Below are 19,953 nucleotides of genomic sequence, written 5' to 3' on the forward strand. Positions count from 1 at the left end.
CCTCTGGTCGTAACGTGAGAGCATGGCCAGGAGTACCACGAAGTCAGCGCGCGCGTCCGAGAGCGCCACGCCTCGCCCCAAGAGGCAGGCCGCTCCGAAGGCTCAGGCTGCGCCGAAGAAATACATCGACGAACTCGACAAGCCTCCCGTCGCCGTGCGCGCGTGGGGCGGTCTCGCCCACGGCGTCGGCGGACTCTTCCGCGCATTCGGTCCCGAGACCCTCGAGAAGGACGATCGGCGCGACGGCTTCCCGTTCCTGCTCGTGCTGCTCGCGATCGCCGGTGCGGTCAACGAATGGTTCTTCATCGGCAACGAGGTCGCCTCGAACATCAGTGCCTACTCGGTCGGTCTGCTGGTCGGTCGGGTCGCGTTCGTGATGCCCGTGCTGCTTCTGCTGCTCGCGGGGTGGCTGTTCCGGCATCCGTCGTCGGTGCACGACAACGGCCGCATCGGAATCGGGTTCGGCCTCTTCGTGCTCACGCTCGCGGGCTTCTGCCACATCGCCGCCGGCCGTGCCGATTCGGCAGGACTGCTCGTGCGCGCCCAGCCGAAGGACGGCATGCCCGCTCTGAGCGAGGCCGGCGGCCTGTTCGGGTGGATGGTCGGCGAGCCCCTCTCGTACCTCACCCCCGTGGGCGCCTACATCGTGCTCGCCCTCCTCGCAGGGCTCAGCGTGCTGATTCTCACCAAGACGCCGCCGAATCGGATCGGCCAGCGGCTGGGTGACCTGTACGCGTGGATGTTCGACGCCGAGCGCACCGAGAAGCCTGTGAAGGATGCTGCGGCGATCGACGAGGCCGACAAGGTCGATGATCCGGATGTCCTGCCCTGGTGGCGTCGTAACAAGACGGGCCGTGAAGAGGACCCCGACGAGGGGACTCTCGGCTCCGACGACATCACCGCTCTGCTCACGACGTCCGAGCCGACGCCCGCCTACGACCAGGCCGTCGTGGTCGAAGACCCGTACGACGCCGCGACCGAGGTGCTCTCCGACGTCCGTTCGGTGACGGAATCGCTGGCCGGACAGCAGACCACCGCGCTCCTCGACGACGAGTCGGACACCGGCGAGGTTCCCGAGCTGCCTGGACTCGACGGCTTCGGAACCGCCGGACCGGGGGAGCGGGGGCCTCAGGCGCCGGTGGCTCCATACATCCTGCCGTCGCCCGGGCTGCTGGTCGAAGGACCGCCTCCGGTCGCCCGGTCCGAGGCCACGGACAAGGTGATCGAGCAGATCACGAGCGTGCTGACGCAGTTCAAGGTCGACGCGAAGGTGACCGGCTTCTCGCGGGGGCCGACGGTCACGCAGTACGAGGTCGAGGTCGGACACGGCGTCAAGGTCGAGAAGATCCTCCAGCTGAGCAACAACTTCGCCTATGCCGTCGCGTCCAACGACGTGCGCATCCTCTCGCCGATCCCCGGCAAGAGCGCCATCGGCATCGAGATCCCCAACGCCGACAAAGAGATGGTCGCGCTCGGTGACGTGCTGCGGTCTCCGGCTGCCCACAAGAGCACCCATCCGATGACGATCGGCGTAGGCAAGGACGTCGGCGGCAACATCGTCATCGCGAACCTCGCGAAGATGCCCCACCTGCTCGTCGCCGGTTCCACCGGCTCCGGCAAGTCGAGCTTCGTGAACTCGATGATCACGAGCCTGCTCATGCGGGCACGCCCGACCGACGTCCGGATGGTCCTCATCGACCCGAAGCGCGTCGAGCTCACGAGCTACGCCGGCGTCCCGCACCTGATCACGCCCATCATCACGAACCCGAAGAAGGCGGCCGAGGCGCTGCAATGGGTCGTGAAGGAGATGGACATGCGGTACGACGACCTCGCGTCGTTCGGATTCCGTCACATCGACGACTTCAACCGCGCAGTGCGCGCCGGCGAGGTCGAGCTGCCGGTCGGGAGCGAGCGCGTGCTCAAGCCCTACCCGTACCTCCTCGTGGTCGTCGACGAGCTCGCCGACCTGATGATGGTCGCCCCGCGCGACGTCGAGGACTCGATCGTGCGCATCACGCAGCTGGCTCGTGCGTCCGGCATCCATCTGGTGCTCGCCACTCAACGACCGAGCGTCGACGTCGTCACCGGTCTCATCAAGGCCAACGTGCCTTCGCGTCTCGCCTTCGCGGTGACCAGCGTCACCGACAGCCGCGTGATCCTCGACAGCCCCGGCGCCGACAAGCTGATCGGTCAGGGTGACGCTCTGTTCTCGCCGATGGGCTCATCGAAGCCGTTCCGTCTGCAGGGGGCCTGGGTCGACGAGAAGGAGATCGACGCGGTCGTCAAGCATGTGACCCGTCAGGCGCGCCCCGACTACCGTGCGGACGTCCAGGAGGCGATGGAACCGGCCAAGAAGAAGGAGGTCGACGAGGACATCGGAGACGACCTCGAGCTCCTTCTCGCGGCCGCCGAGCTGATCGTCTCGTCGCAGTTCGGCTCGACGTCGATGCTGCAGCGCAAGCTGCGTGTCGGCTTCGCGAAGGCCGGTCGACTGATGGATCTGCTGGAGTCGCGCGAGATCGTCGGACCCTCCGAGGGATCGAAGGCACGCGATGTGCTGGCCACGGCCGAGCAGCTTCCTCAGGTCATGGCGAAGCTGCGAGGCGATGACGTCCCGGCGAAGCCGGCGGCGGCGGCCACTCAGTCGGCCACTGCCGCGGGAACGCCGCACGATCCGGTCGAAGCCCAGTTCCAGGGGCTGCCGGTCGTAGAGGCCGACGGAGACGGCGACGAAGACGCCTGGGGATTGACGGGGCGCGACTGATGGCGATTCCCCGGCAGCTTCCCAATGCGATCACCGTCGCGCGCATCCCGCTCGCGGTCATCTTCTTCGTCCTGCTCCTCCTCGGCGGAACGTACGGTGTCGACGACCTGGTGATGAGATGGATCGCGGCGGTGCTCTTCATCGTCGCGATCTCGACCGATTGGGTCGACGGCTACCTCGCTCGCAGGCACGACATCGTCAGCGACTTCGGCAAACTCTGGGATCCGATCGCCGACAAGCTGCTCACCGGCGCGGGCTTCGTCGGTCTTGCGGTGCTGGGCGAACTCAATTGGTGGCTGGTCATCGTGATCCTGATCCGTGAGGTCGGCATCACCGTCCATCGGCTCATCGTCGCGAAGGAGCATGTGGTCGCGGCGGCCTGGATGGGCAAGGTGAAGACCGCGGTGCAGGCAGTCGCGCTCTCCTGGGCACTTCTCCCGTTGCACGTGCTCATCGGACTCGGCCCTTGGATCATCGTGACGGCGTTCCTGATGATCGTCGTGCTGATCCTCACGGTGGCGAGCGGGATCGATTACATCGTGGCGCAGGTGCGAGGCTCTCGGCAGCAGTCGTGACCGCTGCATCAGACGCTCTCGACGGCCTGGTCGCCCGCGGCTGGACCCTCGGGGTGGCGGAGTCCCTGACCGGCGGCGCGGTCGCTGCCGAAATCGTCTCCGTCGCCGGGGCATCCGCGTCGTTCGTCGGTGCGGTGGTCGCGTACGCGACGCCGGTGAAGCACAGTCTGCTCGGAGTCGATGCTGACCTTCTCGCAGCGCACGGTCCCGTGCACCCCGAGGTCGCTCGGCAGATGGCCGACGGGGTTCGCAGTGCGGTGAGCGTCGACGGGCGTCGTGCCGACGTCGGCGTCGCGACCACGGGGATCGCCGGACCGGAGTCGCCCGACGGTCAACCGGTCGGCACCGTGCACATCGCCGTCGTGACGCCGACCGCATCAGTCACCGAGCCTCACGTGTTCCCCGGCGATCGCGCAGAGATCCGTGCGCAGGCCGTCGACGCCGCGCTCGCCCTGCTTGTTCGTCTCGTGCGGGAATAGGTGGGCGATGAGTTCCGTTGTCATCCATGTGCTCACACCGAAAGCACAGCGTGCGAAGGTAGATTTTGTGAAGGTCGGTAGGACTAGACTGGCGATCTCCTCGAGGGAGACCTCGGGAAGACGATCTGGGAGGAGGTTCCGATGATTCTTGTACGACAGGAAATCGGCGATGTGCTGAGGGACTTCCGCCTGCAGAAGGGGCGTACGCTCCGGCAGGTTGCAAGCAAGGCCTCTGTGGCGCTCGGCTACCTCAGTGAGGTGGAGCGGGGTCAGAAAGAGGCATCGAGTGAGATTCTCGCCTCCGTGGCCGATGCGCTCGATGTTCCCATCTCGATCATCATGCGAGAGGTCGGAGACCGCATCTCCGTTCTCGAGGGCATCCAGGTTTTCCCTGACGTCGTTCCCGACGACCTGGTCGCCTCGATCGAGCCCGAGCTCTCGCTCCACTGAACGTCGAGGGTTCTCGCTCTTCATGCGACGCAGTGAATTCCTCCGCGCCGTCGACGCGGAATTCGGAGGACGCGGGTCCTCTCTCGTCAGCGATCTCGTCCTGACGCAGCTCTCCGGCCGCACGGCGGACGAGGCTCTGGATGCCGGTGTGCCGCCGCGTGACATCTGGCTCGCGCTGTGCGCCGAGACGGATGTGCCACTCGAGCGCCGTCATGGCGCCGGGCGACTCGAGCCCCGCAAGAAGTGACGGTCTGACGCGTTCGACGCGCGTTCGGACTCCCGACACGCCGAACCGGCGTGTTGTCGAAGATGTGTTCGAAACCGGCGTAGTCTTCTGCACAAGTGGTTCAGAGATCTTGTTCTCCCTGTTTCCTGGTGCTGACGACTCAATGTCCGAGGTGCCTCGTACGGTGAAGACAAGCCGAAGAGCCATACGCCTTGTCGGAGAGTTCCGCCCAGCCGGGAGGACCGCGACAGCCTACAGGCGGCACCACGCGAGCATAAGGAGCCCGTCATGCCATCACCCGCTGACCGCGAGAAGTCCCTCGAGACCGCACTCGCCCAGATCGATCGCCAGTTCGGAAAGGGTTCCGTCATGCGACTGGGCAGCGATGAGCGCGCCCCTGTCGCGGTCATCCCGACCGGCTCCATCGCCCTCGACGTCGCTCTCGGCGTCGGTGGCCTCCCGCGTGGCCGCATCGTCGAGATCTACGGGCCTGAATCCTCGGGTAAGACGACTCTCACGCTGCACGCGATCGCCAATGCCCAGCGCGCCGGTGGCATCGCCGCCTTCATCGATGCCGAGCACGCGCTCGACCCCGACTACGCTGCCAAGCTCGGTGTCGACATCGATGCTCTCCTCGTCTCGCAGCCCGACACGGGTGAGCAGGCCCTCGAGATCGCCGACATGCTCGTGCGCTCCGGTGCCATCGACCTGATCGTGATCGACTCCGTAGCGGCTCTCGTGCCTCGCGCAGAGATCGAGGGCGAGATGGGTGACTCGCACGTGGGTCTGCAGGCTCGACTCATGTCGCAGGCTCTGCGAAAGCTGACGGGTGGACTCAACCAGACGAACACCACGATGATCTTCATCAACCAGCTGCGCGAGAAGATCGGCGTCTTCTTCGGATCTCCGGAGACCACGGCCGGCGGAAAGGCGCTGAAGTTCTACGCCTCGGTCCGCATGGACATCCGTCGCATCGAGACGCTGAAGGACGGCACCGATGCAGTCGGAAACCGCACCAGGGTCAAGGTCGTCAAGAACAAGATGGCTCCGCCGTTCAAGCAGGCGGAGTTCGACATTCTGTACGGCGTGGGTATCTCGCGCGAGGGCAGCCTGATCGACTTCGGCGTCGAGCACGGCATCGTGAAGAAGTCCGGCTCCTGGTACACCTACGACGGCGATCAGCTCGGTCAGGGCAAGGAGAACGCGCGAACGTTCCTGCTCAAGAACCCCGACATCGCACTGGCGATCGAGACTCAGATCAAGCAGAAGCTCGGAATCGGCGGCGCCGTCGAGGCTCCCGCTGATGAGCTCGCCGAGCGTCGCCCGGCGTGATCATGACGGTTCGAGGTCGTTCCGCGATCGGAGTGGGCCATGAGTGACGACGGGGGCGAGCAGGATCAGCTCGCCCCCGTCATTCCGTTGTTCGGTCGGAACGCCTCCCGCGAAGCGCCGACGGTCAGCGGTTCGTCGGAGATGAGTGAGCGCACGGCTCCCGGATCGCCGGACGGCGATCCGTCGGAGCGGCATCGCTTCAGTGGGGACGAGGTCATGAGCTCTGCGCGACCGGGTGAGGACGGACCTGATCGAGCAGACGGTGTCCCTGCATGGAACTCGACGTGGGGTCAGGCCGATCCGAAGGCGACTGTGACGCCAGTCGCAGCGATCGATTCTCGCGATCCGAGCGAACGGCATCCGGCGCGCGGAGCGGCGACGCGATCTGCGCCGCGCTTGCGGGCATTGCAGCCGCAGAGCGACCCCGACGGCGACGTCGGGGGAGCAGATCCGATACGCGTGCGAGAAGCCGCAGAGGAGCTTCTGGTGCGAAAGCTGCGCTCTCGGTCACTCTCGATCTCGGAGGCGCGGATGGTCCTCAAGGGTTACGAGCAAGACGGCGCCCGGCTCGATTCCGGCGCTGTAGATGACGTTCTCGACGATTTCTGTCGAAGAGGGTATCTCGACGATGCTCTGCTCGCCGGGCAGCTCGTCACGTCGGGCGTCGAACGAAAGGGCCAGGGCCGGGTTGCGCTGTCGAGGGCTCTGGCTCAGCGCGGGATCCCTCGTGACGTGGTCGACGCGGCGCTCGATGAACTCCCCGACGATGACGCGGAGCGTGCGCTCGAGTACGCACGCACCAAGGCGCGGGGGTTGTCCCGTCTCGACGGTGACACAGCGCTGCGTCGTCTCGTCGGTCAGCTCTCCCGCCGTGGTTACAACGGCTCGGTCGCGATGACCGCGGCGAAGACCGCTCTCGCGGAGGCATCATTCGGACGATCGACGTCCGGTGTGCGTTTCGTGGACTCCGACTGAGGGCCGATCCGCCTGACCATCGATCTCTGCGACACATCGGCCACCCGCGGACGGTGTTCGGATGCGCTCGTAGAATGGTGGCATCATGACTATCCCGCGCAGTGAGCCGACGATCATCCGTTCGTCGTCGGCAGCAATCGACGCCGACGGACGCAGCCGCTCGTACGAGGTGCGCACCTTCGGATGCCAGATGAACGTCCACGACTCTGAGCGACTGTCGGGCTCTCTCGAGAGCGCGGGGTATGTCCGCGCCTCCGAGGGCACGGAGGCCGATGTCGTGATCATCAACACGTGTGCGGTGCGTGACAACGCCGCGGGAAAGCTCTACGGCACCCTCGGGCAGCTCGCAGGGGTGAAGCGCCGCAAGGACGGCATGCAGATCGCCGTCGGCGGATGCCTCGCCCAGATGGACAAGCAGGCCGTGCTCGACAAGGCGCCCTGGGTCGATGTCGTCTTCGGCACTCACAACATGGGTTCCCTCCCGGGACTCCTCGAGCGCGCGCGTCATAACGGCGATGCGGAGCTCGAGATCCTGGAATCGCTCGAGGTGTTCCCATCGACCCTCCCGACCAAGCGCGACTCCGCCCACAGCGGCTGGGTCTCCATCTCAGTCGGGTGCAACAACACCTGTACCTTCTGCATCGTCCCCAGCCTCCGAGGCAAGGAGAAGGATCGCCGCCCCGGTGACATCCTGAACGAGATCCGCCTGCTCGTCGAAGATGGCGCGATCGAGGTCACACTGCTCGGACAGAACGTCAACTCCTACGGCGTCGAGTTCGGCGACCGTCAGGCGTTCGGCAAGCTGCTGCGGGCTGCAGGCGAGATCGAGGGACTGGAGCGCGTCCGCTTCACGAGCCCGCACCCCGCGGCCTTCACGGACGACGTGATCGACGCGATGGCTGAAACCTCGAACGTCATGCCTCAGCTGCACATGCCCCTGCAGTCCGGCAGCGACAGAATCCTCAAAGCGATGCGCCGTTCCTACCGGAGCGAGAAGTTCCTCGGGATCCTCGACCGGGTGCGCGACCGCATCCCGAATGCCGCCATCACCACGGACATCATCGTCGGGTTCCCTGGCGAGACCGACGAGGACTTCGAGGACACGATGCGCGTCGTCGAGCAGGCGCGCTTCTCGAGCGCATTCACGTTCCAATACTCGATCCGCGAGGGCACCCCGGCGGCGACGATGGATGACCAGGTCCCCAAGGCCGTCGTGCAGGAGCGTTACAACCGCCTCATCGCGCTGCAGGAGCGGATCTCCCTCGAAGAGAACCAGAAGCAGGTGGGCCGCGAGGTCGAGGTTCTGGTCTCCACGGGCGAGGGTAAGAAGGATGCCGAGACCCACCGCCTCACCGGTCGTGGCGAGGACAACCGACTGGTCCATTTCGAGATCACTGCAGGCTCGGCGGTGCCGCGCCCGGGCGACGTGGTCTCGGTGACGATCACCCATGCCGCACCCTTCCACCTTCTCGCGGATGATCCGACCGGAGCGCCCCTGCGGATCCGCCGCACCCGAGGAGGAGATGCCTGGGATCGAGCTCAGGCGGACTCGTGCGCCGTTCCCGCCCCGAGCGCCGCAGATGGCCCCCGTGCGGTCTCCCTCGGCCTGCCGACGCTTCGCGTCGGCGTGTGATCTCAGCTCCTGGCATGAGCGATCCTGAGTCGCGCGGAGGTCCACGATCGCCGCGACTGTGGGCTATCGTCGGCGCGACGGGAACCGGCAAGAGCGACCTCGCTCTCGACCTCGCCGAGTGCCTCCGCGAGCGAGGCAATCCCGCGGAGGTCGTGAACGCGGACGCGATGCAGCTCTACCGAGGCATGGACATCGGAACGGCGAAGCTCGCGCCCGGCGACCGCAGGGGGATTCCGCACCACCTCTTCGACGTCCGCGAGGTCGACCAGGACGCCGCGGTGGCCTGGTATCAGCCGCTCGCCCGCGCCGCTGTCACGGACATCCAGGAACGCGGTGGGGATGCGATCCTCGTCGGTGGCTCGGGTCTGTACGTGTCCAGCGTCGTCTTCGACTTCAACTTCCCCCCGCGCGACCCGGTCATCCGCGAGCGCCTCGAGCGTGAGCTCGAGGCCGACGGAGTCGGTGCGCTGCTCGAGCGGCTCAGCGCCCTCGACCCCGCGGCTGCCTCGAAGGTGGATCCTCGGAACGGTCGGCGCGTCATCCGCGCGCTCGAAGTCCTCGAACAGGGGAGTGCGACACACGGTGCAGCGCTGCCCGAGCAACCTTCTCTCTGGCAGAGCGACACACGACTGATCGGCCTGCAGGTGGAGCGCGGTACCCTGGTCGATCGTCTCGACGCCAGAGTCGACGCCATGTGGGAGACAGGACTCGTCGACGAGGTGCGCACGCTGCGTGAGCATGGGCTCGAACGTGGTGCGACGGCTGCGCGGGCGATCGGATATGCCCAGGCTCTCGGTCAGCTCGACGGGCGACTGACCCGGACTGAGGCGATAGAGGAGACGCAGGCACTCACGCGCCGGTACGCCCGCCGCCAGGTGTCGTGGTTCAAGCGCTACCCCGGGCTGAACTGGCACGAACCGCCTGTCGACGCCGCCGCGCTCCTCGCACCGTGATGTGCGTGCGCCGCCACGTCCGCAACCAGTACTCGATGTCGGTGGTTCATGCGAAGGTGAGCGCATGGCCACTCACTTCTACACGGCAAGCAGCCTCGACGGCTTCATCGCGACCGAGCAGCATTCTCTCGACTGGCTTCTGAAACAGGACATCGACCAGGACGGACCGATGGCCTACGCCGCCTTCGAGAAGACGATCGGCGCTCTCGCGATGGGTGCGTCGACCTACGAGTGGGTGATGCGACACGAAGACGGGCGTTGGGGGTACACGCAACCCACCTGGGTATTCACGCACCGAGATCTCGATGTGCCCGAGGGGGCCGCGATCCGCATCGCGCGGGGCGACGTGGCCGACGTTCACGCCGAGATGCTCGACGCGGCGGGCGGCAAAGACCTCTGGGTCGTCGGGGGAGGAGACCTGGCAGGACAGTTCGCCGACGCGGGCCTGCTCGACGAGGTATGGGTGCAGTACGCGCCGGTCACACTCGGATCCGGGGCTCCGCTCCTCCCGAGGAGTCTCGATCTAGAGCTCGTCGACGTCGCGCGCAACCGCAATTTCATGTGCGGGCGGTATCGCGTGGTGCGTGGCTGATGCGGCATCGATCCTAGAATTACAGGCATGAATTGGGCGGTACGGGCGTTCGATCGCGCCGACACGGAATCGGTGGTCGCACTGTGGGACGAGGCGGGGCTCACCCGTCCGTGGAACGACCCGCGACTCGACATCGAGCGCAAGCTCACGGTGCAGCCCGAGCTCTTCCTCGTGGTCGAAGATTTTGCGTCAGGCAAGGACGAGCCGACGATCCTGGGGTCCGTCATGGCCGGATACGACGGCCATCGCGGGTGGCTCTACTACCTCGCGACCGCGACATCGCACCGGCACCAGGGGATCGCCCGCGCGCTCGTCGGAGAGGCCGAGCGACTTCTTCTCGCGCTGGGGTGCCCGAAGGTGCAGCTCATGGTCCGCGAGGGCAACGACACAGTGCTGGGTCTCTACGACGCCCTCGGGTACGAGCGGTTCTCGGTCTCGAACACGGGAAAGCGGCTGATCGTCGACGCATAGCCAGGATCCCTAGACTGGTCGAATGGTCGCATTCACCAAAGGACACGGCACGGGCAACGATTTCGTCATCATCGCCGACCCCGACGGCGCTCTCGACCTGAGCGCTGAGCAGGTCGCCGTGCTGTGCGACCGACACTTCGGCATCGGGGCAGACGGCATCCTCCGCGTCGTGCGCTCCGCCGCGATCGCCGACGGCCAGGCGGTGCTCGCTGAGGAACCTGACGCCGAATGGTTCATGGACTACCGGAACGCCGACGGGTCGATCGCCGAGATGTGCGGCAATGGGATCCGCGTGTTCGCGCATTACCTGGTGCGGTCCGGCCTCGCCACCATCGAACCCGGATCGACGCTTCCGATCGGCACCCGCGCCGGAGTGCGTGACGTGACGCGCAGTGAGACGGGATACCAGGTCGATCTCGGCCTGTGGAAGCTCTCCGGCGACGACCCCCTGGTCACGGCCGACGGCCTTCCGGTCACGCGCCCCGGGCTGGGCATCGACGTCGGCAACCCGCACGTCGTGGTCGCTCTCGCGTCAGAAGCCGAATTGGCCTCGCTGGAGCTGCACCGCGCGCCGGCGCTCGAACCGGTGCTTCCTGCAGGAGCCAACGTCGAGTTCGTCGTCCCCGGCGAGCCGCTCGTGCGCGATGGGATCGGTCACGTCAGCATGCGCGTGTCCGAACGCGGTGTCGGAGAGACGCTCAGCTGTGGCACGGGTGTCGCGGCCACGGCTCTCGCCGTTCGCCATTGGGCGGGGGAGAAGGCCCCTCACAACTGGCGCGTCGAGGTGCCGGGCGGCACTCTCGGGGTGCGTATGTTCCCGGCGGAGGACGGCGAGCACGTCGCGCTGTCAGCGCCCGCTCAGCTCGTGTTCAGCGGCGAGGTGGACCTGATCTGATGCGGTCGATCGAGCCGATCGAGCCGATCGAGCCGATCGAGCCGATCGAACTGGTCATCTTCGACTGTGACGGAGTTCTCGTCGACAGCGAGAGGCTCTCGGTCGAGATCGACCGTCGGGTTCTCGCCGATCTCGGGTGGTCATTGTCGCGAGAGCAGATCCTGCACCGCTTCGTAGGACGCTCGTCCGAGCATTTCCGCGCTGAGGTCGAGGCATACCTCGGCCAGCCGCTTCGGGACGACTGGGAGACGCCCTACCAGCCCTGGTACGACGACGCCTTCGAGCGCGATCTGACGGCGGTGCCGGGAGTCGAGGCCGCGCTCGATGAGATCCCGGTCGCGAAGTGCGTCGCATCGAGCGGGACGCATGCGAAGATCCGACGGACGCTGGGATTGACGGGACTCCTCCCGCGTTTCGAAGGTCGGATCTTCAGCGCAGACGACGTCCAGAACGGCAAGCCCGCTCCGGACCTCTTCCTGCATGCGGCCGAGCAGCTCGGTGTCGTACCGAAACGATGCGCGGTGGTCGAGGACAGCCGCTTCGGAGTCGAGGCCGCGTGCGCTGCGGGGATGCGGGTCTTCGGCTACGCCGGCGGGCTCACTCCGGTCGACTGGTTGGAGCGAGGAGGAGCGACCGTGTTCACGGACATGATCGAGCTGCCGACGCTGATGCGCCGGTGAGCAGAACCCCGCAGTCGGTCAGACGAGCGTGATGGGCTCGGTCGGAGGGGTGCCGTGCTTGCGGACCTTCAGCACCCGGTATCCCTTGGCCGTCGCAGTCCGGTGAATGCTGAATCCGGGGTGGAACGTCGCGCCGATCCATCGCTGGAGTGAATCCGCGCCGAGATTGCGCTGCACGACGAGCCAGGCGTCGCTGCGCTCATCGAGTCGGGGGATCCACTTCTCGAGCAGTCCGTGCAGCTCGTTCTTGCCCACACGGATCGGCGGGTTCGAGCGTATCGATCGGAACGTCACGTCGGCGGGAACATCCTGAGGCAGGGATGCGTTGACGTTGGTGAGACCGAGAGCTGAGGCATTGCGGCGAACCAGGTCGAGTGCTCGTTCGTTCACATCCACGGCCCACACTGTCGCATGGGGAGCAGCGAGTGCCATCGACAGCGTGATCGGCCCCCACCCGCTTCCGAGGTCGAGAAGATGACCTCCCGGCGGAACGGGAGGCATGTTTGCGAGAAGGACGGCAGTACCGGCATCCAGCCGATCCGGGCTGAAGACGCCACCAGCGGTGGTGACGTCCAGCTCACGGCCTGCGAGCGTCACATGGATCGATCGCAGGTTCTCGGGGCTTGCCGGGGCCGCGGTGAAGTAATGGTCGGACCCCATACCGTGAGCGTAGCGGACAGCGCGGGCTAAGGTTAAGGCTCGCAACAAAACCCAGAGATCAGGGACGGATGACGGAGACCACCACACACTCCACCGGTGACGAAGCAGTCGATCGCGTGCTCGCGAATGCGGAGAAGCGCACCGAAGCGCGTGTCTTCGGTGACGCGCAGGCGCTGCAGGATCGATCGACGGCGTCTCACGCGTCGTCGGACGGCGACCAATGGGACCTCGAGGATCGTCATGCGCTGCGGCGCGTGGGCGGTCTCTCGACCGAGCTCGAAGACGTCACCGAGGTCGAGTACCGACAGCTGCGGCTCGAGAACGTGGTGCTCGTCGGCGTGTACCCGCAGGGTGCTCAGGAGGATGCCGAGAACTCGCTCCGGGAGCTCGCCGCTCTCGCCGAGACCGCGGGAGCCGTCGTGCTCGACGGCGTGCTGCAGCGTCGCCCGCACCCGGATGCCGCGACTTACATCGGACGCGGCAAGGCTCAAGAACTCAAGGACATCGTCGCCGCCACGGGCGCCGATACGGTGATCGCCGACACCGAACTCGCGCCCAGCCAGAGGCGCGCCCTCGAGGACGTCGTCAAGGTCAAGGTCATCGACCGGACCACGGTGATCCTCGACATCTTCAGCCAGCACGCCAAGAGCCGTGAGGGCAAGGCACAGGTCGAGCTCGCGCAGCTTGAGTATCTGCTCCCGCGCCTGCGCGGCTGGGGCGACTCGATGAGCCGGCAGGCCGGTGGCCAGGTCGGTGCCGGCGGAGCCGGTATGGGCTCACGTGGTCCCGGTGAGACGAAGATCGAGCTCGACCGTCGCCGCATCCGCACCAAGATGGCGCTGCTGCGTCGCCAGATCCGCGACTTCGGTCCCGCGCGAGAGGCGAAGCGCGCCGAACGCAAGCGCAACACGATCCCGTCCGTCGCGATCGCCGGTTACACGAACGCGGGCAAGTCGAGTCTGCTCAACGCGCTCACGAGTGCGGGTGTGCTTGTCGAGAATGCTCTGTTCGCGACGCTCGACGCGACCGTACGCCGTTCCGAGACCTCGGACGGCCGCGTCTACACCCTCACGGACACGGTCGGGTTCGTGCGCAACCTCCCGCATCAGCTCGTCGAGGCTTTCCGGTCGACCCTCGAAGAGGTCGGCGACGCCGATGTCGTGCTGCACGTGGTCGACGGCGCGCACCCGGACCCCGCCGGTCAGCTGCAGACCGTACGCGACGTGATGGGTGACGTGGGTGTGCGGGACATGCCTGAACTGGTCGTGTTCAACAAGGCCGACCTCATCGACGACAGCGAACGACTCGTGCTGCGCGGACTCGAGCCGAAGGCGCACTTCGTCTCGTCGCGATCAGGCGAGGGTGTCGAAGAGCTCCGAGCAGCCATCGAGGAGGCTCTTCCGAAGCCTGCCGTCGAGGTGCACGCGGTCGTCCCTTACGATCGCGGCGATCTCGTCGCCGCCATCCACGAGACCGGGATGCTGCTGTCGGTGGAGCACCAGGAGAACGGCACCGCCGTGCATGCTCGGGTGTCCGAGCGTCTGGCGGCCGACCTCGCTCCCTACACAGCGCACGCCTGAGTCGGCTCAGCGCGCGAGGAATCGTGCCTCGACGGTGGCGGAGATGACGATCTCGTCCGGCTCGTACTCCATCGATGCGCTCCCGGCATCGGCGGAGGCGAGCGCGGATCCGCGCGCCTTCGCCATGCCTGTGAACGGTGGCGCGGGCGTCGGGGCGATGAGTCCGACATCCGCGATCTCGATCGGCATGACGTCACCGAGTCCGAGGGCGGTCGCGTACGCCTGAGCTCGCGCGACGGCCACCCCGACCGCCTCGGCGGCGACCTCGCCCTCGATCCGGGAGTTCGTCTCAGGGGTGAGGTGCCAGTTCACCCAGCCGACCTCGACACCGTCCCAGGGGGACACATCCGACACCCAGATGGAGAGCTCTGATGCCTCGGCGAAAGTCGCGGTCAGGTCGATGCTCGCGTAATACACCGGGGCGAGCCTCTTGCCCTCGTTGTTCCATGGCCGCTCGGCGCGAACCGAGAGGCGCTTGCTCGTCCACTCGACGACGGTTCCGGCCTCTTTACGCGTGGTGATGCTGTCGCGGACAGGTTCGGCCAGTCTCATCACCCGGTCGACCACAGAGGCACGTTCCGGCCCCTCGGCGCGGACGCTCACACGGATGGTGGCGCGCTCCGGCGCGACCCGCGCCTCGTGCTCGCCGCGGACGGTGACGGTGACTTCGCTCATGGGGCGACTCTACGCCAGCGCCCAGCGCGCGAGCGGAATGGCGAAGCCGCGACGAACGTTGTAGTCTGTGATGCTCGGGTACTCCGGTTCCCGGGTTGGAAATTCCACAGAGTGACAGCGGCTCCTTCGAGAGAAGGACCACGGGGCTGATCGGTTTCGACAGCGCCTGTGAATCCACGAGAAGCGGGCCGAGGATGCAGAGTTATCTCGTAAACGCTCTCTGCAAAAAAATAGTTGCCGAAACCAAGCGCAACGACTTCGCCCTCGCTGCATAAGCGAGCCCGATAGTCCGTCAGGCCGTATGTGATTCCGATACGGATCCTGGCGTCATCTAGGAATCTTGCTGCGTGATGGCGTCTGGACGTCACGTGGGACTCCTCCCAGGCTGGGCTTGTCGACTTAGGTGTCTGTGACAAAGGTCGGAGCCGAGTAGAACGTCTGCACAGACTGCGCCCGGAGAAGGCGTGGAGACTCAGCGTTGGACGGGGGTTCGATTCCCCCCAGCTCCACCAGGTCGCTGTCACGAGAGAGAACCCCGAGGTCGGCACGCCATGTGACTACCTCGGGGTTCTTCTGTGTCCGGCCGCTGCGATGGTGGCTCGGCTCAGGAGCGGCCGAGGTCATCCAGAGCCGCCTGTGCGGCCTGCAGCACAGCATCGGTGTCACCGATCCGCTGAGCGAGTTCCTGCTGCTCCTCGCCGGCGTGCTGGACCTCGGCGCGAGCGCGCTTCGCGTCGTTCCGGACGGTCGTCAACTCGGCCTCCAGGTCGCGCTCGCGCCGGTCCAGCTCTTCTATCCGCAGCGAGGCGACGCGCAGAGCGCGGTCCGCCGCCGCGGCGTCGCGTACGGCGCGCTCATGCGCTCTGTCTGCATCGCGCACGGCTCGTTCGGCATCGCGACGATCACGGCGCGCTTTGACCTCGTCGACAGGTCTGGCCGTGGTCTCGGGCAGGACAGCTGCACCACCGCCGACGAGGCTGTCCGCGATCTCGGCGAAGGCGGCCGAGGGTTCCAGTTCGCGGACGAGTCGCCCGGAGGCGACGGCGGCCGCGGCCGCCCGGTCGAAGAACGCGGCGGTGATGGTCTGCTGGACTGCCTCCCGTGTGGAAGCCGTGATTCGCTCGCCGCGTGCTTCGGCGAGCTCGGTGGCAGCAGTCGCGAGCCTGTTCGTCAGTGCACGACGGTCACGGCCGAGCTGGGAGAGCGCCCGGGCATCCCGATCGTCCTGTGCCTCTCGCAGTTCATCCGCGAGCTGCAGCGCCTCGCCCAGCTGGGCGGCGCGCTCGTGCGCGAACACATTGACCACCCATGCGGCCACTGAGGGCTTCTTCAGGGCGCGGATCCGAGCAGCCAAGGCAGCGTCGGCGGTTTCGGCGGCTCGAGCGTTGCGTGCGGCCACGAAGTCTGCAGGAGCCCCGACGTAGAGCTCGACGGCGATGTCGGCGAGGGAGGGCTCCATGCGAGAGACGATACACCGCGGCAATCCAGGCCTCAGGCGTGCGAGGTCTACTCGGCGCAGCCCGCGGCAACCAGTATTCTGGGCGGATGGCCACGCTGTTCTACGGAGCATCCGATGTTCCGATCCATATCGAGGACCGCGCGCTCGCGCACCTGAAGATCGTCATCGCGACGAAGCTCCGCAGGCAGGAGAGCTTCACGCTGTCCTGGCGTCACCCCGAGGGCGAGCCCGGCGGGCGCTCCACGATCTGGATCCACCCGTCCATCCCGCTCCGATTCACGTTCGACGAGCCGGAGCAGCCTCAGCTGAACGCGCGATGGATCGAGGATCTCATGCAGTCCGTGAACTCGACGGGTGGCATCCTTCTGGTCGACGAGGTCATCGACGCGCCGACGCAGTGATCGCTCGCGGAGCCAAGCGAGGACCGAGCGCCCCGGGAGGGGTGCGCAGCGTCAGCCGGCCCACTCGATGAGGATGAGCCCCTGACGGGTGTCGGCGAACTTCACCCAGCCGTCTCCGAAGAGGTACGTCATGCCGTAGCCGTCTTCGTCGGTCCCCATGGAGAACTGCGGGTTCTCTGTGATGTAGACGCCGTCGGAGCCGTCCTCGCGTGTCCACCCCTGCGAGAGGAGCGATGACTGCGCCTGCGTCGCGTCGTCGGCGGAGATCTCGGACCATCCGTAGAGCTGACCGTGGTCGGAGGCGACCGTGTAGTCCGCCCAGAAGCAGAGCAATCCGTCGGAGAGCGTGACGTCGCCGATCACGAACTCCTTCTCCTCGAACGTCCACCCGGCGTCCGTGAGCGCCTGCACGGTGCCGGCGGACACGATCGTGTCGCATGTCGGCTCCGTCGTGGTCTCCGGAGACTGCGTCGCGACCGGCTCAGTGGTCGCAGTGGGGGACGGCTTCGGAGCCTTCGGAGTCGGGGTCGCCTCTGCGTCAGGTGCGCCGGCGCAGGAGGTGAGCGCCACTGCCAGAAGCAGCGCGCCGAATGCGGCGGAGGTCGTGCGTGTGATCATCGCGGTGCCTTCGTCAATCGTGGAGAAGCTCGAGGAAGGCGTCGTGGAGGACGCCGTTGCTGGCGAGTGTCGACAAATCCGAGATCGTCTCGGTGCCGTCGAACCCGGTCATGCGGCCTCCGGCCTCGCGCACGATCGGCACGGCCGCTGCGACGTCGTACTCCTTGACGCCGAACTCCGCGACCATGTCGATGCGTCCCTCTGCGAGCAGCATGTACGCGTAGATGTCTCCGTATGCGCGGTCCCGCCAGACGCGGTCGGCGAGCTTCAGCAGCTGATCGAGGTGGCCGGACTCCGCCCACTGCGCGATGCTCTGGAAGCTCACGCTCGCGTCATCGAGAGACGACACCGAGGATGCGTGGATGCGGCGGGGCTCGGCATCCGTCGCCGTCCATGCGCCGGATCCTGCGGCTGCCCACCAGCGCCGGCCGAGCGCCGGCATGCTGACGACTCCGACCTGCGGGACGCCGTCGACCGCGAGCGCGATCATGGTGCCCCAGAGGGGGACGCCGCGGAGGAAGTTCGCCGTGCCGTCGATCGGGTCGATGATCCACTGACGATGCGTGCTTCCCTGTGCGCCGAACTCCTCCCCGAAGATCCCGTCATCCGGGCGCTCCGACGCGAGGATCTCGCGGATCGCCCGCTCCGTCGCGAGGTCGGCGTCGGTCACGTGCGAGCGGTCAGCCTTGGTCGAGATCTCGAGGTCGGGGCTGTCGAATCGCGGCAACGACTGTGCGTCGGCGGCGTCGGCCAGCCGGAGGGCGAGCTCGAGGTCGCGAGAGAGGTCGTCGGCGCTGGGGGAGGCGGTCACTCTCTTAGGATAACCGGCCGAATGGCGGCCTCAGAGAGGGGCGGACTCAGGGCGACACGCGCGGACGACGCGATGTACCCGCCTCGATTTCGCACGGCGGCAATCGGCTGGTAATGTAATTCCTCGGCCGGGGGATTCACCGGGCCACGCACCTCTAGCTCAATCGGCAGAGCAACTGACTCTTAATCAGTGGGTTCTCGGTTCAAGTCCGAGGGGGTGCACGGATCAGCCCTGTAGACACTCTCGCCAGTGTTTACGGGGCTTTTTCGCTTTTCAGGATCGGTGGGTAACGATGCCGCCCGGGCCGCCGTCAGGGTGAATCCTGCGGGGAACGGTCGAATCGAGTAGGCCAAGCGAGCGACACACCCCTGACTATGATCACCCAGCCGAGTAAGAAGGCGGCGAAGCCGCCGAGAAGAGCAAGCACCGGCCGGAAGAAGTCATACGCCGGGATCTGCCTCGGATTCGGTTCGGCCAAGATCGGTACATAGCTCAACCACGCCGAGAGCACCTGCATCCCCATGCCGACGATCTGAGACCCCATGATGACGGCGAGCACGGTGCCACCCAGGATTATGGCTGCACCGCCGAGTAGTAGGCCGGTCGCAGCCCACCCCCGCCGCCAAACGTTCATCTGCCGCCTCCACCGGTTTCGCGTTGGGCGATTCTCGCACGCACGTCATGCGTTGGGTTCTCGGTTCAAGTCCGAGGGGGTGCACGGATCAGCCTCGATGACTCTCGCCAGTCATCGGGGCTTTTTCGCGTCTGCGGTGCTACTGCCCTGATCGCGTCCCGTGCGCTAGTTTGATGCAAACGCTAAGGGGATGGCGATGCGGATACTGGTGGCGAGGTGCGCCGTCGTGGCTGTCACGGCGGTCTTCGGGCTGGGGCTCAGCGGCTGTTCCACGGTGGTGGAGAAGACCGTCGACCACACGACGTCCTCCGTGACGCTGGCTCCCGGGGAGGCGCTCGTCGTCGATTTCGGCGAGGTGAATCACACCGTCGGCGACGAATGGATCATCACCCAGGAGCCCGACCCGGAGGTGCTCGGGCCCGGAGACGAACGCTCCCGTTACCTCGGTGAGGAGGGCGAGGCCGGCGCTCCGAGCGAGCTGTCCTATCGCTTCGCGCCGGTCGGCGATGGCACGACGGTGATCCAGTTCGAGTACCAGTTCCGGGGCTCGGTTCCCGAGGACGTGAGCGATCAGGAGACCGCGGAGATCACCGTCACGGTCAAGTGACGCGCTCAGGCGACGGCGATGACCTCGCCGTCGGTGAGCACTTTCAGGCTCTCGAAGGTGAGCGGCATCACCGTATGCGGGTGGCCCGCGGCCGCCCAGATCTCCGGGTGTTCACTGAGCGCGTCGTCGATGTAGGTGCGCAGCCGCGCAGGGTGCCCGACCGGTGCGACGCCGCCGATCGCCTGCCCCGTCGCCTCGCGGACGACGGATGCCGGTGCCATCCCGATGGCGTCTGCGCCGACGCTCCGGGCGAGGACCTCGAGGTCGACCCGGTGGCCGCCGCTCGTCATGACGAGCACGGGGGTTCCATCCGCGACGAACACGAGGCTGTTCGCGATCGCTGCGACGTCGCATCGGATGGCGGCTGCGGCTTCGGCGGCGGTGCGAGCGGAGTCCGGGAGGACGCGGATCTCCGACTCGACGCCCGCCTCTCGGAGGTGCTGCTGGACGAGTCTGCTGCGTTCGGGGAGGGCGCTCATGGGC

The 19,953-nt window shown here is 66.7% G+C and carries 23 protein-coding genes, 1 tRNA gene and 1 other RNA gene; 18 read left to right on the plus strand and 7 right to left on the minus strand.

All coding sequences use genetic code 11. The features are described from left to right. Positions 1-22: 22 nt before the first annotated feature. The 13 genes from ASF63_RS03220 to ASF63_RS03280 all read left to right on the plus strand — a co-directional run bounded on the left by ASF63_RS03220 (position 23) and on the right by ASF63_RS03280 (position 12,025). Positions 23-2,764: an FtsK/SpoIIIE family DNA translocase gene (locus ASF63_RS03220; RefSeq protein WP_056509473.1), complete on the plus strand. Its 2,742-nt coding sequence runs from the start codon at positions 23-25 to the stop codon at positions 2,762-2,764. After that, positions 2,764-3,339: a CDP-diacylglycerol--glycerol-3-phosphate 3-phosphatidyltransferase gene (gene pgsA, locus ASF63_RS03225; protein ID WP_056509477.1), complete on the plus strand. Its 576-nt coding sequence runs from the start codon at positions 2,764-2,766 to the stop codon at positions 3,337-3,339. Before ASF63_RS03220 ends, pgsA begins: the two co-directional genes overlap by 1 nt. Further along, complete coding sequence (locus tag ASF63_RS03230) at positions 3,336-3,818, plus strand: CinA family protein (RefSeq protein WP_056509480.1); 483 nt, start codon at positions 3,336-3,338, stop codon at positions 3,816-3,818. Before pgsA ends, ASF63_RS03230 begins: the two co-directional genes overlap by 4 nt. A 141-nt stretch (positions 3,819-3,959) precedes the next feature. Further along, complete coding sequence (locus tag ASF63_RS03235) at positions 3,960-4,268, plus strand: helix-turn-helix domain-containing protein (RefSeq protein ID WP_056509484.1); 309 nt, start codon at positions 3,960-3,962, stop codon at positions 4,266-4,268. A gap of 22 nt (positions 4,269-4,290) precedes the next feature. Next, complete coding sequence (locus tag ASF63_RS03240; protein ID WP_056308099.1) at positions 4,291-4,515, plus strand: DUF3046 domain-containing protein; 225 nt, start codon at positions 4,291-4,293, stop codon at positions 4,513-4,515. Positions 4,516-4,782: 267 nt separating this feature from the next. Then, on the plus strand, positions 4,783-5,826 hold the full coding sequence (gene recA / locus ASF63_RS03245; protein ID WP_056509487.1) for a recombinase RecA: 1,044 nt from the start codon (positions 4,783-4,785) through the stop codon (positions 5,824-5,826). 39 nt (positions 5,827-5,865) lie between these two features. Then, entirely contained in the window at positions 5,866-6,801 is a 936-nt protein-coding gene (locus ASF63_RS03250) for a regulatory protein RecX (RefSeq protein WP_056509490.1), read from the plus strand. 85 nt (positions 6,802-6,886) lie between these two features. Continuing rightward, a complete protein-coding gene (miaB, locus tag ASF63_RS03255; RefSeq protein WP_056509492.1) occupies positions 6,887-8,434 on the plus strand; it encodes a tRNA (N6-isopentenyl adenosine(37)-C2)-methylthiotransferase MiaB in 1,548 nt (515 codons plus the stop codon). A gap of 14 nt (positions 8,435-8,448) precedes the next feature. Next, positions 8,449-9,387 carry a tRNA (adenosine(37)-N6)-dimethylallyltransferase MiaA gene (gene miaA / locus ASF63_RS03260; protein WP_056509494.1) on the plus strand — a complete coding sequence of 313 codons (939 nt, stop codon included), beginning with the start codon at positions 8,449-8,451 and terminating at the stop codon, positions 9,385-9,387. Between the two features lie 64 nt (positions 9,388-9,451). Further along, positions 9,452-9,979: a dihydrofolate reductase family protein gene (locus ASF63_RS03265; protein ID WP_056509496.1), complete on the plus strand. Its 528-nt coding sequence runs from the start codon at positions 9,452-9,454 to the stop codon at positions 9,977-9,979. Positions 9,980-10,006: 27 nt separating this feature from the next. Next, on the plus strand, positions 10,007-10,450 hold the full coding sequence (locus ASF63_RS03270) for a GNAT family acetyltransferase (RefSeq protein WP_056509499.1): 444 nt from the start codon (positions 10,007-10,009) through the stop codon (positions 10,448-10,450). Between the two features lie 22 nt (positions 10,451-10,472). After that, positions 10,473-11,345, plus strand: coding sequence for a diaminopimelate epimerase (dapF, locus tag ASF63_RS03275; protein ID WP_056509501.1), 873 nt, complete (start codon positions 10,473-10,475; stop codon positions 11,343-11,345). Beyond that, the gene (locus ASF63_RS03280; protein WP_056509505.1) at positions 11,345-12,025 is read left to right on the plus strand and encodes an HAD family hydrolase; all 681 of its coding nucleotides are present in this window, start codon (positions 11,345-11,347) and stop codon (positions 12,023-12,025) included. The genes dapF and ASF63_RS03280 overlap by 1 nt, the downstream gene beginning before the upstream one ends. An 18-nt stretch (positions 12,026-12,043) precedes the next feature. Here the strand turns inward: ASF63_RS03280 and ASF63_RS03285 are convergent, their stop codons facing one another. After that, on the minus strand, positions 12,044-12,685 hold the full coding sequence (locus tag ASF63_RS03285) for a class I SAM-dependent methyltransferase (RefSeq protein WP_056509507.1): 642 nt from the start codon (positions 12,683-12,685) through the stop codon (positions 12,044-12,046). 68 nt (positions 12,686-12,753) lie between these two features. Here ASF63_RS03285 and hflX point away from each other — a divergent pair, with 68 nt between their 5' ends. Then, a complete protein-coding gene (gene hflX / locus ASF63_RS03290; protein ID WP_056509510.1) occupies positions 12,754-14,265 on the plus strand; it encodes a GTPase HflX in 1,512 nt (503 codons plus the stop codon). 6 nt (positions 14,266-14,271) lie between these two features. On the opposite strand, the gene ASF63_RS03295 is transcribed toward hflX, so the two are convergent. Continuing rightward, entirely contained in the window at positions 14,272-14,940 is a 669-nt protein-coding gene (locus ASF63_RS03295; protein WP_056509512.1) for an SIMPL domain-containing protein, read from the minus strand. Positions 14,941-15,082: 142 nt separating this feature from the next. Between ASF63_RS03295 and ssrA the strand changes: the two genes are divergently transcribed. Beyond that, positions 15,083-15,452, plus strand: a transfer-messenger RNA (tmRNA) gene (gene ssrA, locus ASF63_RS18745). Positions 15,453-15,544: 92 nt separating this feature from the next. On the opposite strand, the gene ASF63_RS03300 is transcribed toward ssrA, so the two are convergent. Continuing rightward, complete coding sequence (locus tag ASF63_RS03300) at positions 15,545-16,399, minus strand: hypothetical protein (RefSeq protein ID WP_056509515.1); 855 nt, start codon at positions 16,397-16,399, stop codon at positions 15,545-15,547. A gap of 86 nt (positions 16,400-16,485) precedes the next feature. On the opposite strand from ASF63_RS03300, the gene ASF63_RS03305 reads away from it, so the two are divergent. Then, complete coding sequence (locus tag ASF63_RS03305; RefSeq protein WP_056308076.1) at positions 16,486-16,800, plus strand: hypothetical protein; 315 nt, start codon at positions 16,486-16,488, stop codon at positions 16,798-16,800. 51 nt (positions 16,801-16,851) lie between these two features. Here ASF63_RS03305 and ASF63_RS03310 read toward each other — a convergent pair whose 3' ends face one another. Next, on the minus strand, positions 16,852-17,418 hold the full coding sequence (locus tag ASF63_RS03310) for a hypothetical protein (protein WP_056509519.1): 567 nt from the start codon (positions 17,416-17,418) through the stop codon (positions 16,852-16,854). 13 nt (positions 17,419-17,431) lie between these two features. After that, the gene (gene hisN / locus ASF63_RS03315; protein ID WP_056509520.1) at positions 17,432-18,229 is read right to left on the minus strand and encodes a histidinol-phosphatase; all 798 of its coding nucleotides are present in this window, start codon (positions 18,227-18,229) and stop codon (positions 17,432-17,434) included. Positions 18,230-18,377: 148 nt separating this feature from the next. Between hisN and ASF63_RS03320 the strand changes: the two genes are divergently transcribed. Then, a tRNA-Lys gene (locus ASF63_RS03320) sits at positions 18,378-18,450 on the plus strand. An 89-nt stretch (positions 18,451-18,539) separates the two neighbouring features. On the opposite strand, the gene ASF63_RS03325 is transcribed toward ASF63_RS03320, so the two are convergent. Beyond that, positions 18,540-18,863, minus strand: coding sequence for a hypothetical protein (locus ASF63_RS03325; RefSeq protein WP_056509524.1), 324 nt, complete (start codon positions 18,861-18,863; stop codon positions 18,540-18,542). Positions 18,864-19,089: 226 nt separating this feature from the next. On the opposite strand from ASF63_RS03325, the gene ASF63_RS03330 reads away from it, so the two are divergent. Next, positions 19,090-19,470 carry a hypothetical protein gene (locus ASF63_RS03330; RefSeq protein ID WP_157534218.1) on the plus strand — a complete coding sequence of 127 codons (381 nt, stop codon included), beginning with the start codon at positions 19,090-19,092 and terminating at the stop codon, positions 19,468-19,470. Positions 19,471-19,475: 5 nt separating this feature from the next. Here the strand turns inward: ASF63_RS03330 and ASF63_RS03335 are convergent, their stop codons facing one another. Continuing rightward, positions 19,476-19,949 (minus strand): YbaK/EbsC family protein, encoded by a 474-nt coding sequence (locus tag ASF63_RS03335; RefSeq protein ID WP_056509530.1) that lies wholly within the window; start codon positions 19,947-19,949, stop codon positions 19,476-19,478. Positions 19,950-19,953 lie beyond the last annotated feature (4 nt).

Origin of the sequence: Microbacterium sp. Leaf320 (genome assembly GCF_001423485.1) — a bacterium.
GTDB lineage: Bacteria > Actinomycetota > Actinomycetes > Actinomycetales > Microbacteriaceae > Microbacterium.

Coding starts and splice junctions, on each gene's coding strand:
- ASF63_RS03220 (WP_056509473.1), top strand. CDS start 23: ATGGCCAGGAGTACCACGAAGTCAGCGCGCGCGTCCGAGAGCGCCACG.
- pgsA (WP_056509477.1), top strand. CDS start 2,764: ATGGCGATTCCCCGGCAGCTTCCCAATGCGATCACCGTCGCGCGCATC.
- ASF63_RS03235 (WP_056509484.1), top strand. CDS start 3,960: ATGATTCTTGTACGACAGGAAATCGGCGATGTGCTGAGGGACTTCCGC.
- ASF63_RS03240 (WP_056308099.1), top strand. CDS start 4,291: ATGCGACGCAGTGAATTCCTCCGCGCCGTCGACGCGGAATTCGGAGGA.
- recA (WP_056509487.1), top strand. CDS start 4,783: ATGCCATCACCCGCTGACCGCGAGAAGTCCCTCGAGACCGCACTCGCC.
- ASF63_RS03250 (WP_056509490.1), top strand. CDS start 5,866: ATGAGTGACGACGGGGGCGAGCAGGATCAGCTCGCCCCCGTCATTCCG.
- miaB (WP_056509492.1), top strand. CDS start 6,887: ATGACTATCCCGCGCAGTGAGCCGACGATCATCCGTTCGTCGTCGGCA.
- miaA (WP_056509494.1), top strand. CDS start 8,449: ATGAGCGATCCTGAGTCGCGCGGAGGTCCACGATCGCCGCGACTGTGG.
- ASF63_RS03265 (WP_056509496.1), top strand. CDS start 9,452: ATGGCCACTCACTTCTACACGGCAAGCAGCCTCGACGGCTTCATCGCG.
- ASF63_RS03270 (WP_056509499.1), top strand. CDS start 10,007: ATGAATTGGGCGGTACGGGCGTTCGATCGCGCCGACACGGAATCGGTG.
- dapF (WP_056509501.1), top strand. CDS start 10,473: ATGGTCGCATTCACCAAAGGACACGGCACGGGCAACGATTTCGTCATC.
- ASF63_RS03280 (WP_056509505.1), top strand. CDS start 11,345: ATGCGGTCGATCGAGCCGATCGAGCCGATCGAGCCGATCGAGCCGATC.
- ASF63_RS03285 (WP_056509507.1), bottom strand. CDS start 12,685: ATGGGGTCCGACCATTACTTCACCGCGGCCCCGGCAAGCCCCGAGAAC.
- hflX (WP_056509510.1), top strand. CDS start 12,754: ATGACGGAGACCACCACACACTCCACCGGTGACGAAGCAGTCGATCGC.
- ASF63_RS03295 (WP_056509512.1), bottom strand. CDS start 14,940: ATGAGCGAAGTCACCGTCACCGTCCGCGGCGAGCACGAGGCGCGGGTC.
- ASF63_RS03300 (WP_056509515.1), bottom strand. CDS start 16,399: ATGGAGCCCTCCCTCGCCGACATCGCCGTCGAGCTCTACGTCGGGGCT.
- ASF63_RS03305 (WP_056308076.1), top strand. CDS start 16,486: ATGGCCACGCTGTTCTACGGAGCATCCGATGTTCCGATCCATATCGAG.
- ASF63_RS03310 (WP_056509519.1), bottom strand. CDS start 17,418: ATGATCACACGCACGACCTCCGCCGCATTCGGCGCGCTGCTTCTGGCA.
- ASF63_RS03325 (WP_056509524.1), bottom strand. CDS start 18,863: ATGAACGTTTGGCGGCGGGGGTGGGCTGCGACCGGCCTACTACTCGGC.
- ASF63_RS03335 (WP_056509530.1), bottom strand. CDS start 19,949: ATGAGCGCCCTCCCCGAACGCAGCAGACTCGTCCAGCAGCACCTCCGA.